Here is a 15,718-nt window from a genome sequence, read left to right as displayed (position 1 = left end):
GGATCGGCACCACCATCTGCACAGGCAATGGCCGGAAAGCCGATCATGCATTAAGACTGAAACTGGACCACCTCATAGGGGCAGGCCAAAATCACCTCGCAACCAACATTGATGCGGAAATCACCGAGAGCGGGCTCTGTGCCGTTGAACGATGCAGAGCGGTCGTGCCTTTGCGTTCGATTAATTGTCTCGATTTGAACCATTGCCGACTTACTCACGGCGTGACGCGAGCGACTGCTATGCGCCCCACATGCTGTCGTACAGATCAAGATAGCGGCCGCCCGAGAGCCGACATCGTGTGTGGCCAACCTGTTCCGTCAAGCCCTGACCTGCGCGATCAAGCGCAGTTCGGTCGGTACGCCGCCCCGCCCGCCATCGCCAACTGGCGCGCGGCACTGAGCGGCCAAGCGCTCAGCCGTCCAGCCAGGCGGCGAGGCCGTCCAGCGTCTGCAGCCCATATTCCACTGCGCCGAAGCCGATGACCACCTGACGCCGCTCGCGGCTGGGATGGAGCTGGCGCATGGTCAGCACCGTCTTGCCGTCAGCCTGCTCATCGAAGGTCACCGTGACGCGGAACCGGTCAGGGTCGTCAGGGTCGGGGGTGCCATAGTCCATCACGATCCGCTCGTTCGGCACGATCTCCAGGAAGCGCATGAGGTTGGGGAAGCGCTGCTCCCGGCCTTCGAACATGCCCACCATGTCGAACCGCCAAACCCCGCCCTCACGGATATCGGCCTTGTGGCTGTCGATGCTGAGGTCGGCCGGGCCATACCATTGGGCCAGCGCCTTGGGGTCCATCCAGGCCGCAAAGACCTTGTCGCGTGGGTGGTTAAGCAGCTTCACCAGCACGATCTCGCGATCGAGCGACCAAGTGTCAAACAGATTTGCCATGGTCTTCATCATCCTCTGCGGTCTTGTCCAGGTAGGCTTCCAGCCGATCGAGCCGCTCGGCCCAGCGCCGGCGTTCCGCTTCCATCCAGTCCGCCGCCTCCTCGAAGCGCGGACGCACCAGCCGGCACCAGCGGCTGCGCCCGCGCTTTTCGCTAGCGATCAGCCCGCAATCTTCCAGGACCTTCAGATGCTGGGCGAAAGAAGGCAAAGCCATATCGAACGGTTCGGCCAAGGCGCTGACCGGCACTTCGCCTTCGGCCAACCGCGACACCACCGCCCGGCGGGTCGGGTCGCTGAGCGCGTGAAAGGCAAGGTCGAGGGGGGTCGAATGGTGAGGCATGTAATTCACTAGGATGAAAAAGAGATGGGGTCAACGATAATAAGGCACTTGCCTTACTAAACAATTTCGATAATAAGGCACTTGCCTTAGTAAGCCCTGAACATAGGGCTGCTGCAACCACGCTCAAGGAGAAACCAGTGGTCGTTCGTGTTGATCTCAATATCTCACTCGATGGGTTCGCGACAGCGACGGACCAAACTCCCGAAAACCCGATGAGCGCGGACTGGATGAGCCTCGTCGGCGCCTATGCTGCGACAAAGACCATCCGTGAACGCGTGTTCAAGGACACAAGCGGTGGAGGCACGACCGGCGTCGACGACAAGTATGCGAAAGAGTACTTCGCCGATGTGGGTGCCGAGATCATGGGGGCCGGCATGTTTGGCCTCCACAACTTTCCCGATGACCCGGATTGGAAGGGATGGTGGGGAGACGAACCCCCGTTCCGCGTCCCGGTCTTCGTTCTGACCCACAAGCCCCGGCCCTCCATCGAGATGGCGGGAGGCACGACGTTCCATTTCCTCAACACGACACCGGCCGAGGCACTCCAGCAGGCCGTTGCTGTTGCCGATGGAAAAGACATCCGAATTGGCGGCGGCGCCAGTCTTGTGCGCGACTTCCTCAAGGCAGGACTTGTCGACCGCCTCCACGTCGCTATCGCCCCGATCCTGCTCGGGCGCGGCATCCGCCTATGGGACGATCTGCGCAGCCTCGAAGCTGGCTACACGGTTAAGGCAGAAACGGCAGAGAGCGGCACCATCCACCTCACATTCCAACGCTAACCCGCTAGCCGCTAGCTTGTGACTTGGGGCGATTATGGACTGTACTCAGGTGGTCCATGATGTCGGCTTCTTGAGTTGCCAGTCCAGGTGCTGCCGGTCCGCTGCCGGCCCCAATGCGACGTCTGAGTAATGGCTCGGCGATGACCGCACTTGGCGCCAGGCAGCCAACCAAGTAGCCAAGCGTATAGAAGCGTACTCAATCGTGTTTAAGGGTAGTTATGAGGGCCTGCAGCAGGCCGGGGCCCTGTGCCGTGCCGAAAGCACGAACACAGGGTGCGGAGAAGCCGCGGGAGGTTCGGTTCAGGCGTTTCAGAGACGAGCCTGGGCGCCCCAAAAGGGCAATGGGGACCTTCCTTGGCCGGTCGACCGCAGGACAGCGGCCGGCGGGGCGCGTTGAACGCGCCACATAAAATTACACAGAGAGGCACGGACAACGCGCCCCGCTTCCCGAACGATCAGAAGCCAGACGCGAAAGCGGGCGTGGCGGCGGTGACGCACGCCCCTCGGCGGCAAGTTTTCACGAGAAGGAGAAAAGCAATGGACGGCACCGATGCGCGTATGACTGACATGGAGCGGAAGCTCCAGGGGCGCGAAAACAGCGGCCATGTTCACACCTCAAAGCGTCGGCATGCACGAGCGTAGGTAGGCGCTGAATTCTTCCATGGGGGCGGAGCGGGGCCGGTGTTGTGAGGAGATCAGGCGGATCTGGAAGACGAGGTCGGGGGCGTCGAGGTCGATGATGCTCAACAGACCTGAGGCGACGTCGGCCTCGACGCTCTTTTCCGGCGAGCAGGAAAGGCCGACGCCGGCGGCAACCAGCTCGCGCAGGAATTGATACTCCGTCGCCTGCGCCACCACCTGGATGTCGTTGATGCCGGCGCTCTTGAGGAGCCGCTGCACGGCGCGGCCGAAGAGCGATCCCGGCGGGGGACCGACGAAGCCGTATCGCGCCACCTCGCCGGGCTTGACCTTGCGCCGTCCGACGAGGGGATGGCTGGCCCCGGCGACGATCTGAAGGCGCTGCGCGCCGATCACCTCCGAATGCACGCCGCGCATCTCCTCGTTGCTCAGGAAACAGCCGATATCGGCGATGCCGTCCCGCACCTCCTCGACCACGTCCTCCTGCTTGCCGATCCGCACGATGAGGCGGATCTCGCGATGCGTGAGCGCGAAGCGCGTAATGGGCTCCTTGAGCACGAAGTTCGCGAGCGAGCGCTGGCAGGAGAGCACGAGTTCGGTCCCCGCCGAGGTGCGCAGGCTCACGATATCGGCCCTCAAATCGTCGGCTTCGGCAAGAAGCTCCCGGGCGTGGTCGCGAACGCTTCTGCCGAGGTCGGTCAGGACGGGCCTGCTGCCGCGGCGGCGGCGGAAGACCGCGCCGCCGACCTGATGCTCGAGGCTGCGTATATGGGCGCTGACCGATGGCTGGGCGATGTCGAGCTTGTCGGCCGCGCGCGAAAAGCTCTCCACCTCGGCGACCGCCAGGAACACTTCGAGCCGGCGAAGGGTGACGTTGATCATAGGGAAAGTTATAGTCATTAGACTATCAAAGGTATAGCCCTCCGGCCCGTTGCTTGAGACCACCCCCGGTGCGACGCTTCTCAGGCCGCGGGAGGACGGCAGACGTTTCGCAGCGGCCTGGCCGCCTGTTCCTCCCGCCTTCCACTCTTGCGAGCCGGACAGGGAGCAGAACGAACGTGAACATCGTCGGCGTCGATATCGGAGGAACCTTCACCGATCTGGTGGGATATGTCGGTGGGCACATCGTCACGTCGAAAACCTCGACCGTCCCCGCCGATCCGACAAAGGGCATCGCCACCAGCCTCGATCTGGCCGGGTGCGAGACCGGGTCCGTCGACGAGCTGCTGCATGGCTCGACTATCGCCATCAACACGGTGCTGGAGCGCAAGGGCGCGCGCACCGCGCTTCTGACCACCACCGGCTTCCGCGATGTCTACGCCATCGGCCGGTCGAACCGCATCGAGGCCTTCAACCTGTTCTTCGAGCGCCCCGAGCCCCTGATGCCGCGCGATCTCACCTTCGAGGTCCGCGAACGCATCCTGGCGACGGGCGAGGTGCTTGAGCCGCTCGATGAAAAAACGCTCGACGAGGCGGTCGCCTGGGTCGACGGGATGGGCGTGGAAGCGGTCGCCGTGTGCCTGCTTCACGCCTACGTCAATCCCGAGCACGAGCGGCGCATCGGCGCGGCGCTGCGCCAGCGGCGGCCCGATCTGTTCATCACCCTGTCGCACGAGATCCTGCGCGAATACCGCGAATACGAGCGCACCTCCACGACTGTGCTGAATGCCTTCGTGGGTCCGCGCGTCGGCGGTTATCTGCGCCGTCTCGACGGTTATCTGCGCGATGCCTCCTTCGGCGGTAAGGTGCACATCATGCGCTCCAACGGCGGTGTCATGTCGCTCAGGCTGGCGCAGGAGCAGCCGGTGTCCATGATGGAATCCGGCCCCGTCGCCGGCATGATCGGCGCCGGCCGCCTGTCGAAGCTGCTCGGGCTGGAGCGCTGCGTCGGCTTCGACATGGGCGGCACGACGGCGAAGTCGAGCCTCCTGACCGGCGGCGCTCCCGTCATCGAAACCGGCTATGTGATCGGCGACAAGGCGACGGGCCAGCCCATGCAGCTGCCGGTGGTCGACATCGTCGAGGTGGGCGCCGGCGGCGGCTCCATCGCCTGGGTCGACAAGACGGGCGGGCTGCATGTCGGGCCGAAGAGCGTCGGCGCGGACCCCGGGCCGGCCTGCTACGGCAAGGGCTCGGCCGATCCGGTGGTGACCGATGCCGATCTCCTTCTCGGCCGCATCAATCCGCGGCGCTTCCTCAATGGCGGCATGGCTCTCGACGTGGAGGCCGCGCGCCGGGCCATGCAGGAAAAGGTCGCCGGCCCGCTCGCACTCAGTGTCCCGCAGGCCGCGCATGGCGTGGTCCGTATCGCTGACGCCGCCATGTCGCTCTCCGTGCGCGCCGTGTCGGTCAACAAGGGCGTGGATCCGCGCGACACGGCGATGATCGCCTTCGGCGGAGCCGGCCCTCTTCACGCCATCTCCATTGCGCGCGAGATATTCATCCCCACCGTCGTCATCCCCAAGCTGCCCGGCACCTTCTCCGCGCTCGGAATGCTGATGGCCTCGTGGCGGCAGGATTTCGTGCAGACGCTGATCGGCAGGGTCGGCGATCTGCAGGCGAGCCACGCCGAGGAGGTTTTCGCGGAACTCGCAGCGGCGGGGCGGGACCAGCTGACGCGCGACGGCATTGACCCGGCGACCGCCGATTTCCGCTACTACGCCGATCTTCGCTATGTCGGCCAGGAGCATGCGATATCCATTCCCGTCGAGAGCGCCGCGCTTTTGACCGGCGAGGCCCGCACGGTCCGCGACCGCTTCGACCGCGAGCACGACAAGCGCTACGGCCAGTCCGCCCCCAGCGAGACCATGGAGGTGGTCAGCCTGCGCCTGGTGCTGACGGCCGCCCGGTCCGATTCGCTTGCCGAGCAATGGCTGTCGCAGCCTTGGACGCCCGACAGCGATGCCGGCACGGAACACCGCGACGTCGTCTTCGACGACCCCGAGCGCCCGGTGAAAACGCAGATACTGTGGCGCAACGCGCTGAAGGCGGGCGCGCGCATCGTCGGTCCGGCGGTGATCGAAGAACCGAACTCCACCATCCTCATTCATCCCGACGACGAGGTCCGCGTCACTGACGCCGGGCATCTCGTCGTCACACTGAAATATTGACGGGCAGACCATCTCGATGACCAAAGCCACCACCGATCCGATCACCATCGAAGTCGTGCGAAACGCCGTCGTGGCCTATGCCGACGAAATGGCCGACGTCCTGTCCAAGTCGGCCTACAACATGATGATCTACGAGGTGCGCGACTATTGCTGCGGCCTGATCGACACCGAGGGCCGCATGATATCGCAGAACCGCGGCGGCCTGCCGATCTTCCTCGCCGACCTTGGCGTGGCGGTCGAGGACGGGATAAAACGCTACGGGCTCGACGGCTTCGCCGAGGGCGACGTGCTGGTGATGAACCACGGCCACATCTGCGGCCAGCACCTCAACAATGTCGTGGTCTATGCCCCGTGCTTCCATGACGGAGAGCTGATCGGCTTTGCGGCGAACCGCGCCCATTGGGTCGACATCGGCGGCGGCCGCCAGGGTTTTGGCTCCAACGCGACGACCGATATCTACAGCGAGGGCCTGCAGATGCGCTCGCTGAAGATCTACGATGCCGGCAAGGCGAACGAGACGCTGCTGCAGATCATCCGCGACAACATCCGCTATCCGGATGCGAGCCTCGGCGACCTGCGCGCCCAGATCGCCTCGTGCCAAGTCGGCGCGCGCCGGTTCGGGGAACTCGTCGGGCGCTATTCGCGCGCCACCGTCGACGAATGCGTCGCCACCATCTGGGCGCAGGCCGACCGGCAGGTCCGTTCGGTCATCGAGAAGATCCCCGATGGCACCTATTCGGCCACCAGCTTCCTGGACAATGACGGCCGCGCGCTCGACAAGCCGCTGCGCATCAAGGTCACCGTCACGGTGGCGGGCGCGCGCATGAGCGTCGATTTCTCCGAGATGAACCCGCAGGTCGACGGCCCGCTCAATTCCGGCCGCTCGGGCGGCATCGCTGCCGCACGCGTGGCCTTCAAGGCGCTCACCTCGCCCAATCTCGACGTCAACGAAGGCTGCTTCCGCTCCCTCGACGTGGTGCTGCCCGAAGGCACCATGCTGAGCGCCAGGCCGCCGGCCGCGCTCGGCCAGTGGAGCATCGCGCTGCCGACAGTCATCGACACCATCCTGAAGGCGCTCGCACCCGCGGTGCCCGAGATGATCCCGGCCGCCCACAAGGGCGACATGGGCGGCTGCTCGTTCTTCGGCTTCTACGGTGACGGGTCGCGTTTCCTGCTCATGAACATCTTCGGCGGCGGCTGGGGCGGCCGGCCGCATGGCGACGGCGCGTCTGCCTCCGTCTCCGTGTGCCAGGGCGACGTGCGCAACACGCCGGTGGAACTCCAGGAGATCAAGTATCCCTTTGTGATCGAGCGGCACATGCTGCGCCCCGATTCCGGCGGCGCCGGGCGCTATCGGGGCGGACTAGGCGTGGAGCTCACCTATCGCGTGCTGCGCGCCTGCAAGGGCAACATCAATTTCGACCGCACCGTCACACCGCCCTGGGGCCTTGACGGCGGCAAGGAAGGCGCTGTCAGCCTGGCGATCATCGAGCGCGCGGACGGCAGGACGGAGAATGTCAACAAGGCGACCAATGTCGCCTTCGAGCCGGGCGACCGCGTGACCTTCCTGACCGCCGGCGGCGGCGGTTACGGCGATCCGCGCGAGCGCGACCACGGGCTCCTGCAAAGCGACATCGAAAAAGGACTCGTCTCGACCGAGGCCGCCCGCCGGGACTATGGGTTCGCGGCGAAGGGAGAATCGCAGCCGGCGATGCGCATGGCTGCGAATTCATGAGGGATGGCACCATGACGGCGAGGAGGGTTGCAGACACGCGCAGGCGCCGGCTGATCGAGGCGATGAAGGACGCCGGCCTCGACGCCGTGGTGCTCTACGGCAATGCCTGGCAGAACGACTATCTGCGCTATGCCGCCGATTTCGGCATTCTTGAAGGCGAGGGCATCGCCGTCGTGACGAGCGACGGCGAAACGACGCTCTATCTCGACGATTCGTTCGAGGCCGACCGCGCGGCCGTGGAATGCCCGGGCCTGGACACGGTCGTTACCGACGATATCGTCGCCGATGCCGCCGCTGCCATCGAGCGGCTCGGCAACCGCCGCATCGCCGCCGGCCCGAAACGGCATCTGCCCTACGGCCTCGCGCGCCGGCGGGAAGAGAACCGCTTCGACGACGCCACACCCATCCTCGACCGTCTCCTGATGATCAAGGCGGAGGAGGAGCTGCAGGCGGTTCGCCGTGCGGCGCGACTTGCCGATGAGGGCTATGCCGTCTTCCGCAATGCGGCGCGCGTGGGCAGGAAGGACTATGAGCTGATCGCCGAGATCGAGGCGTTCTTCCGCGCCAACGGCGTCGACGACAACTTCATGATCATCGGCGCCGGCGGCCTGGAAGTGCGCGGCATGGCGCCGCCCTCCGGCAAGACGTTGAAGGCCGGCGACCTGGTGACGACCGAGCTCACGCCCTGCGTTGACGGCTATTATGTGCAGATCTGCCGGACGCTCGTCATCGGAGAGGCGAGCGAGGCGCAGAAAAAGGCCTTCGCCGTCTATCACGAGGCCATGATTGCGGGCATCGATGCGGTGAGGCCCGGCATCACCGCCGCCGACATTGCGAAGGCGGAGAACGACGTCTTCCGCCGCCACGGCCTCGGCGACTACGTGACCAGCGAATACACCCGCGTGCGCGGCCACGGCCTTGGCCTCTTTCCCGACACCAAGCCGCATATCCTCGAGGACGTGACCACGACGATTGAGCAGGGCATGTCACTCATCGTGCATCCCAACACCTACCACCCGGAGGTCGGCTACATGGTGCTGGGCGATTCCCTGATCGTGACCGGGGAGGGCGCGGAGGTGCTGACGACAACGCCCCGGGAGCTGTTTTCGATGGCGGCGGACAGGAGGGCGGCATGAGACACGGCCTCATGCTCTGGCGCGAAGGCGAGCTGTCGCAGGCCGACGTGCTTGCCCGCCAACGCCGCCTGCAGGCGGCCATGCGCGAGAACGGGCTGGACGCCGTCCTCGTCTACACAAATCATGTGCGCTCGGCCGGCGTGACCTATCTGACCGGCTTTACGCCCTACTGGTCGGATGCCCTGCTGTTCGTTCCACGGGAGGGACAGGCCATCTTCGCGACAGCCCTGTCGAAGCGTGTCGGCAACTGGATCCGCTCGACCAATCCGACGGTCGAAATCGCCCATTCGCCGCAGCCCGGCCGGATGGCGGGCGAGCGGCTTTCCGCGTTGAGCGCCGGAAACATCGGCGTTGTCGAACTCGACCGCATGCCCAGTGGCCTCGTCGAGGAGATCACCTCTAAGACCGATGCGAGGCTGATCGACGCAACCGATATTTTCGCCGCTGTCCGTGCCCTGCCGAATGCTGCCGAACTGGCGCTTGCCACGACGGCGGATCGGATTGCCGCCAATGCGTTTGCCGAGATACCGGCCGATCGCCGGCTGGTGGGCGACGTGACGGAGGTGCTGGAACTGAACGCGCGGCTGGCCGGAGCCGAGGAATGCTATGTCGCAGCCGCCCCCGATCTGGCGGCCGACCAGCGCCTCGCCCGCATGAAGGGCAACGCCCCGCTCGGCGGATATTTCGCCATCCGCCTTTCCGTCGCTTATAACGGCGTCTGGATCCGCCGCACCGAAAGCCTCGCCCGCATGGCGGCCGACGGCGCGGTGGCCGAGGCGGCGCGGGCAGCCGACCGTCTCGCTGAGGCGATCGACCCATCCGCGCAGCCGGCACCGCAGATCGCCGGGCACGCCTTGTCCGCCGGCATGACGATCCTCGACTGGACGGTGGAGGCACCGGTCGCGACGCGACCGCTCCAGCCGGTGGCGTCCAGGAGCCGACCGGCGATGCGGGATGTCCCCTATGGCGTCCTGACATTGACCATCGGCACCGCACACACGCCACTCGTCTTCACGCGATCATTCGGCCTCGCACGCCAGACGGCGCGGGGAGGGGGTGTCGCATGACCACGCGTGTTCTCGCCCGCCGGCTTGCCGAAATCGCCGTCGACGCCCGCACGGAAGCCGCCGTCGCACTCCACACGGTCGACACGCTGGCCGCGCTGGCGGCCGGGCTGGAGGCGCAGGAAGGCGCGGCCATCGGGCGCTTCCTCGGTGAGGGCGACGCCGCCTCCACGGCGGCGGCCATGGCGGCCGTGATCCGCTTCACCGAGTGTGACGATATCGAGGTGCCGAGCTGCCTGACGCCGGGCTGCATAGCGGTTCCGGTCGCCGGTGAATTCGCGCCGGACCCCCGGTCCTATGTCCGCGCGGTCGAGGCAGGATATGCGACCGGCCTTTGCCTCGCCCGCGCCGTCGGCGGTGCAGCAATACTTGCGCGCGGCGTCTGGCCGACGCTTTTCGCGGCTCCGGCAATCGCCGCAGCAACGGCCGCTGCCGCACTCGACCTGGACGAGGAAACGACGGCCCAGGCGCTGGCGATCGCCATCGCCGGCAACTCAGGGCGTGCGGGGCAGCCCGGCGGCAACCCGTCCGGCCGGTGGCTGGCCATCGGCGAGGCAACGCTCAAGGGCGTGCGCGCGGTAATGGCCGCACGCGCCGGCTTTGGCGGCGATCCCGCGCTCCTGTCGCCCGAATGGCTGGCCGCGCAGTCGTCCGCGGAACTTGCGGCGCCGGAGCATCTGGAAGCATTGCCGGAGCACGCTGTGGCGTCGGTCGGGCTAAAGCCCTTCGTCGCTGCGCGTCAGGGCATGAATGCAATCGAAGCGTTTTCCGCCATGCTGGCCGATGGCCTGCAGCCGGCCTCGGTCCTGTCGGTCGAGGTGGAGCTGCCGCCGGATGCCGTTCCCGTCGTCAGCCGTTCGCTCGATCCGGGAAAACGCCTTTCCACGATTGCCCATCTCGGCCTCCAGCTCGGCATCGCCGCTTTCGAGCGCGACCGCCTGTTCGACGTGGCGCGTGCGCATCCTTTCGATGCCCGCACGATTGCCTTTGCAGCGAAGGTGACCGTCAGGCCGGAAAGCGCGCTTGCGGCGGAGGCCGGCCACAGTTTTCCCGCGCGCGTCATTGTGAAGACGGCGGACGGCTTCAGCGAAAGGCGGTGCGCCGTGCTGCCGGGCGACGCGCCGCTCGCGACCTTGCAACGAAAGATCGAAGGTCTCGGCGTCGCCGGTGCACTCGGCGGTCTCGCCTCGGCCCTGCGAAACGGCGATGCGATCGATGATGAGCGGACGCGCGTTCATGCGGCATTGAAGGCTCGCCTTGGCGGGGAGAATGAAAGCCGGGGGTTCGTCCGGCTCGCCTGAAAGATCAACCACGGGAGGATGGAATGAAGAGACTAATTGGAATTCTGACAGCAGGGCTGGCGGTGCTGGCCGCTCCGGCGGCGGCGCAGGATGCGCCGGAAAAGACCGATATCACGATCGGCCTGCCGGTGACGACATCGACCTTCCTGCCGCTCTACATGGCCGACGAAGAGGGTTTCTTCGAGGAAGAAGGAATCAATGTCGAGATCGTCGCCTTCCGTGGCGGCACGGATATGGTGCGCGGCATGGTCGCCGGCGCCGTCGATATCGGCGTCACCTCGCTGGCGGGTGTGTCGGTTGGGATAGCAGCCGAACAGCCGCTCAAGGTCTTCTATGGCGGTTTCAACATGGCCGTCTTCGACTGGTATGCCGTGCCAGAGATCGACAGCATGGCGAATGCCAAGGGCAAGCGCTTCGGCGTCACCCGCATCGGTTCCTCGACGGATTTCCTCACCCGCCACGCTCTGCAGACGCAGGGGCTCGATCCGGACTCCGACGTGCAGATCATCCAGGGCGGCGGCTCCGTCGAGCGGCTGGCGGCGATGGAGGCCGGGCAGATCGACGTCAATATCTTCGCCACGCCGGAAAAGTTCATGGCCGCCGATGCCGGCTTCAAGCCGATCCTCAAGCAGACGGACATCGCGCCCGACTACCCCTTCCACGTCTTCTTCGCCACCAAGGACTTCATCCAGGCCAATCCCAACACGATCCGCGCCGTTCTGCGCGGTTTCGTGAAGGGCGTGCGGCTTGCCAAGGCCGACAAGGATCGCGCAATCGAGGTGCTGGTCGACCGCGTCGGCATGGAGGAGGACTATGCCGGGCGCGGCTATGACGACTTCATCGACAAGGTCTACGAGGACGGCCGCCTGCCCTCCGAGGAAGGCATGCAGGCGTTCTGGGAGATCGGCATCGAATCGGGCGAGTACGAAGAGGCATGGCCGGAGGAGCGCTACTTCGACCCGACCTTCGTCGACACCTACGAAGAATGGAAGCCGGCGGAGTAAGCGGCTCGCTTCGGGTGGGGGCCTTCAAGGTTCCCACCCCGCCATCCCTCCGCTCCGCAAGAAAGAAAACCGAAAATGGCACAGATCGAAATTCGCGACCTGACGATCGAATACCGTAAGCCGAACAGCGACGAGCCGTTCGTTGCGGTCGACCGGGTTTCGCTCGATATCGCCAAGGGCGAGTTCGTGACCATCGTGGGCTCGAGCGGCTGCGGCAAGAGCACGCTGCTTCTGGCGGCGGCCGGCCTGGTGAACAGCGCCAGCGGCAGCATCACGATCAACGGCAAGGAAGTCAGCGACCCCGGCCCGGACCGGGCGATGGTCTTTCAGGAGGCGTCGCTGCTGCCGTGGCGTTCCGTGCTCGGCAACGTCAGGTTCGGTCTTGAGATGCAGCGCTGGAAGAAGGACGATCCGACGGAGCGCGCCCGGCGCTTCATCCGCATGGTGGGCCTCGGCGCTTTCTCGGACTACCACCCGCACCAGCTTTCCGGCGGCATGCGCCAGCGCGTCAACATCGCGCGCGCACTTGCCGTCGATCCGCACGTCCTTCTCATGGACGAGCCATTCGGCGCGCTCGACGCGCAGACGCGCGAAGTGATGGGCGACGAGCTGCTCAAGATCTGGGAGCGCGACCGCAAGACGGCGCTGTTCGTCACGCACGACATAGACGAGGCGGTGTTCCTCGGCGACCGGGTGGTCGTCATGGGCCGCGACCCCGGCCACATCAGGGAAATCATCGACATCGACCTGCCGCGGCCGCGCACCGCCGCCATGCTCGACAGCGATCAGTTCGCCGCTTACCGGCGCCGGCTGCGCGAGGGGCTTGGCGAGGACATGGCCGCCATGCACATGATAACCGAGGCCGCGTGATGGCGATGGCCACGAGCAAATCCACCGCGATGGAGGGACGGGCCTGGAACGCCCGTTTCCCGCTGTCGCGCTCGACAACGATCTCGTGCCTGTCCGTGCTCCTCTTCTTCGTCGTGTGGCAGGTCGCGCCGGAGCTTGGGCTGGTCAACGGACGCTTCACCAGCCAGCCGACGAAGGTGGCCGCTGCCGCCCTCGAAGTCTTCGCCAGCGATGACTTCTTCTATCACGCGCGCATCAGCCTGACCGAGTTCGTGCTCGGTTTCGCGCTCGCCCTCGTCGTCAGCGTGCCACTGGGGGCGCTGCTGGGCACGTCCAAACATGCGCGCTACATTCTCGACCCGCCGCTCATGGCGCTCTACATCGCGCCCACCCTCGTGCTCCTGCCGATCATGGTCATCTGGCTCGGCATCGGCATGGCATCGAAGGTCGCGGTCGTCTTCCTCGGCGTGATCTTCCCCATCATCGTCAACACCATGGCCGGCATGCGCGAGGCGGATCCGCGGCTCATCCGGGCGGCGCGTTCCTTTGGCGCCAGCAGGCTCGACATCTTCACCCGCATCCTGGTGCCGGGCTCGCTGCCCTCTATCCTGATGGGCGTGCGGCTTGCCGTCGGGCGCGGCGTTCTCGGCGTCGTGGTGGGCGAGCTCTACGTCTCGCAGGTCGGCGTCGGGCACCAGCTCATGACCTACGGCTCGTCCATGCGCATCGACCGGCTTCTGGTCTACGCGCTGGTGATCAGCGTCTTCGGCTACACCTTGACCTCTCTCGTCCGGCTGCTGGAAAGCCGCGTGCGCAACTGGAGGACGGAATGATGACCGAACTCTACCGGCGCCATGAGGCGCTTGTCCTCGGCACACTCTCACTGCTGACGATCGGCATCCTTTGGCAGGCCGTCGTTTCGGCGGGACTGATCAACCCGTTCTTCATCTCCACGCCCGGCGCGGTGTTCAAGGAGATGGGGGTGCAGTTCGCCGACGGCACGCTCGTCGAGAACATCCTGGCCAGCCTTCATTCCTTCGTGCTGGCGCTGGCGCTCGCGGCAGGCGTGGGCATCGGGCTCGGCGTGCTGGCGGGCTGGTTCCCGGACGCTGAGGCGGCGCTGGAGCCGTTCATCTGGTTCAAGTATTCCGCGCCGACCATCGCCTTCTACCCGCTCTTCGTCGCCTGGCTCGGCTACGGCACGCCGACCATCGTGGCCATCGCCTTCCTGTTCGCGCTCACGCCGATCTACGCAAACACGCTGTCCGGCATCAAGAATGTCGACCGGGACCTCGTTCGCGCCGCCCATTCATTCGGCGCGCGGCCGCTCGATATCTTCCTGCGGGTGGCGCTGCCCGGGTCCGTGCCCATCGTGGTGGCCGGCCTGCGGCTCGGGGTAGGGCGGGCGCTGACCGGCGTGGTGGTGGCCGAACTCTTCGGCGCCAGCGCGGGGCTCGGCTACAGCATCGCCTATCACGCCCAACTCCTGCAGACGACCAAGATGATGGTTTCGATCCTCGTCATCATCCTGCTCGGCGTGGTGCTGACGCAGATGCTTTCCTGGCTGGAAAAGAAGACCGATTCCTGGCGCGTCCCCTGACGGCGCACAAAAACGCGGAGAGCGTCCCATGCACATCATCGACTCGCATTTCCACTGGTGGCCGCTGCCGATCTTCGAGGCGCTTTCGAAGAAGTCCGCCTATCCCAAGGCCTTCGCCAACGAGCGGGGCGGCTACATCTATGTCGGCGCGGACGCCCGCAGCGGCACGGTCGCAAGCTGGGCGGCCTGGTTCGACCTCGAAAAGGAGTTCGAGCACATGGACGGGCTCGGGCACGATGTCGATGTCGTCAGCTCCATCGGCCCGTTCTCGATCTATTTCTCCGAGTTGCCCGTGGATGAAGGCCGCGATGCCGCGCTCGAGTGGAATGAGGCGATGGCCGCCGCGCAGCGCAAATATCCCGGCCGCTTCTGGGGCACCGCCGCCGTGCCGCTCACCGATACGAAGACGGCGATCGAGGTTCTGGACCACGCGATCGGCGAGCTCGGCCTCGTCGGCGCCAACCTGCCGGGCAGCATCGGCACGAATCCGCGCATCGACGCAGAGCGGCTGGAACCCTTCTACGCCCGCGTGGAGGAACTCGGCATACCTCTCTACCTCCACCCCACCGACGCCATCTTCCCCGACATCCTGGACGGCTACAACGAGGCTCTGCATTTGAGCCTCGGCCGCGTTGTTGAGGTCAGCTCCGCCGCCATGCGGCTTATCTTTTCCGGCATGATGGAGCGCCATCCCGGCCTGAAGATCATCATGTCGCACACCGGCGGCGCGCTGCCCTACCAGGCCGGCCGCATGGACAAGAACGGCGGCAAGGCGGGACTGAAGCAGCCGCCCAGCACCTATATCCGCCGCACGTTCACAGACACCGTCTCTCCGCACATGCTCGGCATCAAGTTCGCGATCGAGTTCTACGGCATCGACAACGTCATGTACGGCACCGACTACCCCTGCTGGGACCCGGCCACCGCGCTGCGGCTGATCGACGAGATCGGGCTTTCGGAACAGGAGAAGCAAAAGCTCTTCGTCGGCAACGCACGGCGCGTCCTCAATCTTCCCCGCCGAGCAAGGACAAGCGATGCCGCGAGCGATGGAACACCAGCCGTGATTGGGATGCTCCGGCCGAAGCCGGATGCATGATGAATCGAGGAGGAATCGGGTGTGCGTCACCCTCGTGGTTCGACAAGCTCACCATGAGGGTGAAGGCAAGGCCGCGCCCCTAGAGTCGCCGGCATCGACAAGCGCGTGACGGTGCATACGCTCAGGCACAGCTTCGCCACGCATCTGCTGGAGAATGGCACCGACATCCGCATC

Annotated in this window: 14 protein-coding genes and 1 pseudogene; 12 read left to right on the top strand and 3 right to left on the bottom strand. The window is 65.7% G+C overall.

What is annotated here, in order from left to right; genetic code table 11:
- Positions 1-411: 411 nt before the first annotated feature.
- Positions 412-900 (bottom strand): SRPBCC family protein, encoded by a 489-nt coding sequence (locus tag GM910_RS25515; protein ID WP_201285599.1) that lies wholly within the window; start codon positions 898-900, stop codon positions 412-414.
- Positions 875-1,231, bottom strand: coding sequence for an ArsR/SmtB family transcription factor (locus GM910_RS25510; protein ID WP_159593440.1), 357 nt, complete (start codon positions 1,229-1,231; stop codon positions 875-877). The genes GM910_RS25515 and GM910_RS25510 overlap by 26 nt, the downstream gene beginning before the upstream one ends.
- A gap of 137 nt (positions 1,232-1,368) precedes the next feature.
- On the opposite strand from GM910_RS25510, the gene GM910_RS25505 reads away from it, so the two are divergent.
- Positions 1,369-2,010 (top strand): dihydrofolate reductase family protein, encoded by a 642-nt coding sequence (locus tag GM910_RS25505; protein WP_159593438.1) that lies wholly within the window; start codon positions 1,369-1,371, stop codon positions 2,008-2,010.
- A 615-nt stretch (positions 2,011-2,625) separates the two neighbouring features.
- Here the strand turns inward: GM910_RS25505 and GM910_RS25500 are convergent.
- Positions 2,626-3,549, bottom strand: coding sequence for a LysR family transcriptional regulator (locus GM910_RS25500; RefSeq protein WP_159593436.1), 924 nt, complete (start codon positions 3,547-3,549; stop codon positions 2,626-2,628).
- A gap of 158 nt (positions 3,550-3,707) precedes the next feature.
- Between GM910_RS25500 and GM910_RS25495 the strand changes: the two genes are divergently transcribed.
- The 11 genes and pseudogenes from GM910_RS25495 to GM910_RS25445 form a co-directional block, all read left to right on the top strand.
- The gene (locus tag GM910_RS25495; protein WP_159593434.1) at positions 3,708-5,759 is read left to right on the top strand and encodes a hydantoinase/oxoprolinase family protein; all 2,052 of its coding nucleotides are present in this window, start codon (positions 3,708-3,710) and stop codon (positions 5,757-5,759) included.
- A 16-nt stretch (positions 5,760-5,775) separates the two neighbouring features.
- A complete protein-coding gene (locus GM910_RS25490; RefSeq protein ID WP_159593432.1) occupies positions 5,776-7,494 on the top strand; it encodes a hydantoinase B/oxoprolinase family protein in 1,719 nt (572 codons plus the stop codon).
- A gap of 11 nt (positions 7,495-7,505) precedes the next feature.
- Positions 7,506-8,630, top strand: a complete 1,125-nt coding sequence (locus GM910_RS25485; RefSeq protein WP_159593430.1) for a M24 family metallopeptidase — start codon at positions 7,506-7,508, stop codon at positions 8,628-8,630.
- Positions 8,627-9,697, top strand: coding sequence for an aminopeptidase P family N-terminal domain-containing protein (locus tag GM910_RS25480; RefSeq protein ID WP_159593428.1), 1,071 nt, complete (start codon positions 8,627-8,629; stop codon positions 9,695-9,697). Before GM910_RS25485 ends, GM910_RS25480 begins: the two co-directional genes overlap by 4 nt.
- The gene (locus GM910_RS25475; RefSeq protein ID WP_159593426.1) at positions 9,694-10,995 is read left to right on the top strand and encodes an MmgE/PrpD family protein; all 1,302 of its coding nucleotides are present in this window, start codon (positions 9,694-9,696) and stop codon (positions 10,993-10,995) included. Before GM910_RS25480 ends, GM910_RS25475 begins: the two co-directional genes overlap by 4 nt.
- A gap of 23 nt (positions 10,996-11,018) precedes the next feature.
- On the top strand, positions 11,019-11,999 hold the full coding sequence (locus GM910_RS25470) for an ABC transporter substrate-binding protein (RefSeq protein ID WP_159593424.1): 981 nt from the start codon (positions 11,019-11,021) through the stop codon (positions 11,997-11,999).
- Between the two features lie 75 nt (positions 12,000-12,074).
- Positions 12,075-12,869 (top strand): ABC transporter ATP-binding protein, encoded by a 795-nt coding sequence (locus tag GM910_RS25465; RefSeq protein WP_159593422.1) that lies wholly within the window; start codon positions 12,075-12,077, stop codon positions 12,867-12,869.
- Positions 12,869-13,681 (top strand): ABC transporter permease, encoded by an 813-nt coding sequence (locus tag GM910_RS25460; RefSeq protein ID WP_159593420.1) that lies wholly within the window; start codon positions 12,869-12,871, stop codon positions 13,679-13,681. Before GM910_RS25465 ends, GM910_RS25460 begins: the two co-directional genes overlap by 1 nt.
- On the top strand, positions 13,678-14,448 hold the full coding sequence (locus GM910_RS25455) for an ABC transporter permease (RefSeq protein WP_159593418.1): 771 nt from the start codon (positions 13,678-13,680) through the stop codon (positions 14,446-14,448). Before GM910_RS25460 ends, GM910_RS25455 begins: the two co-directional genes overlap by 4 nt.
- Positions 14,449-14,476: 28 nt before the next feature.
- Positions 14,477-15,544 (top strand): amidohydrolase family protein, encoded by a 1,068-nt coding sequence (locus tag GM910_RS25450; protein WP_159593416.1) that lies wholly within the window; start codon positions 14,477-14,479, stop codon positions 15,542-15,544.
- A gap of 87 nt (positions 15,545-15,631) precedes the next feature.
- A pseudogene (locus GM910_RS25445) lies at positions 15,632-15,718 on the top strand (tyrosine-type recombinase/integrase); the annotation flags it as partial.

This window comes from Chelativorans xinjiangensis (genome assembly GCF_009812055.1).
GTDB classification, from domain to species: domain Bacteria; phylum Pseudomonadota; class Alphaproteobacteria; order Rhizobiales; family Rhizobiaceae; genus Chelativorans; species Chelativorans xinjiangense.
Note: the sequence above shows the minus strand (reverse complement) of the source record. Positions and strands in the feature narration are given on the sequence as shown.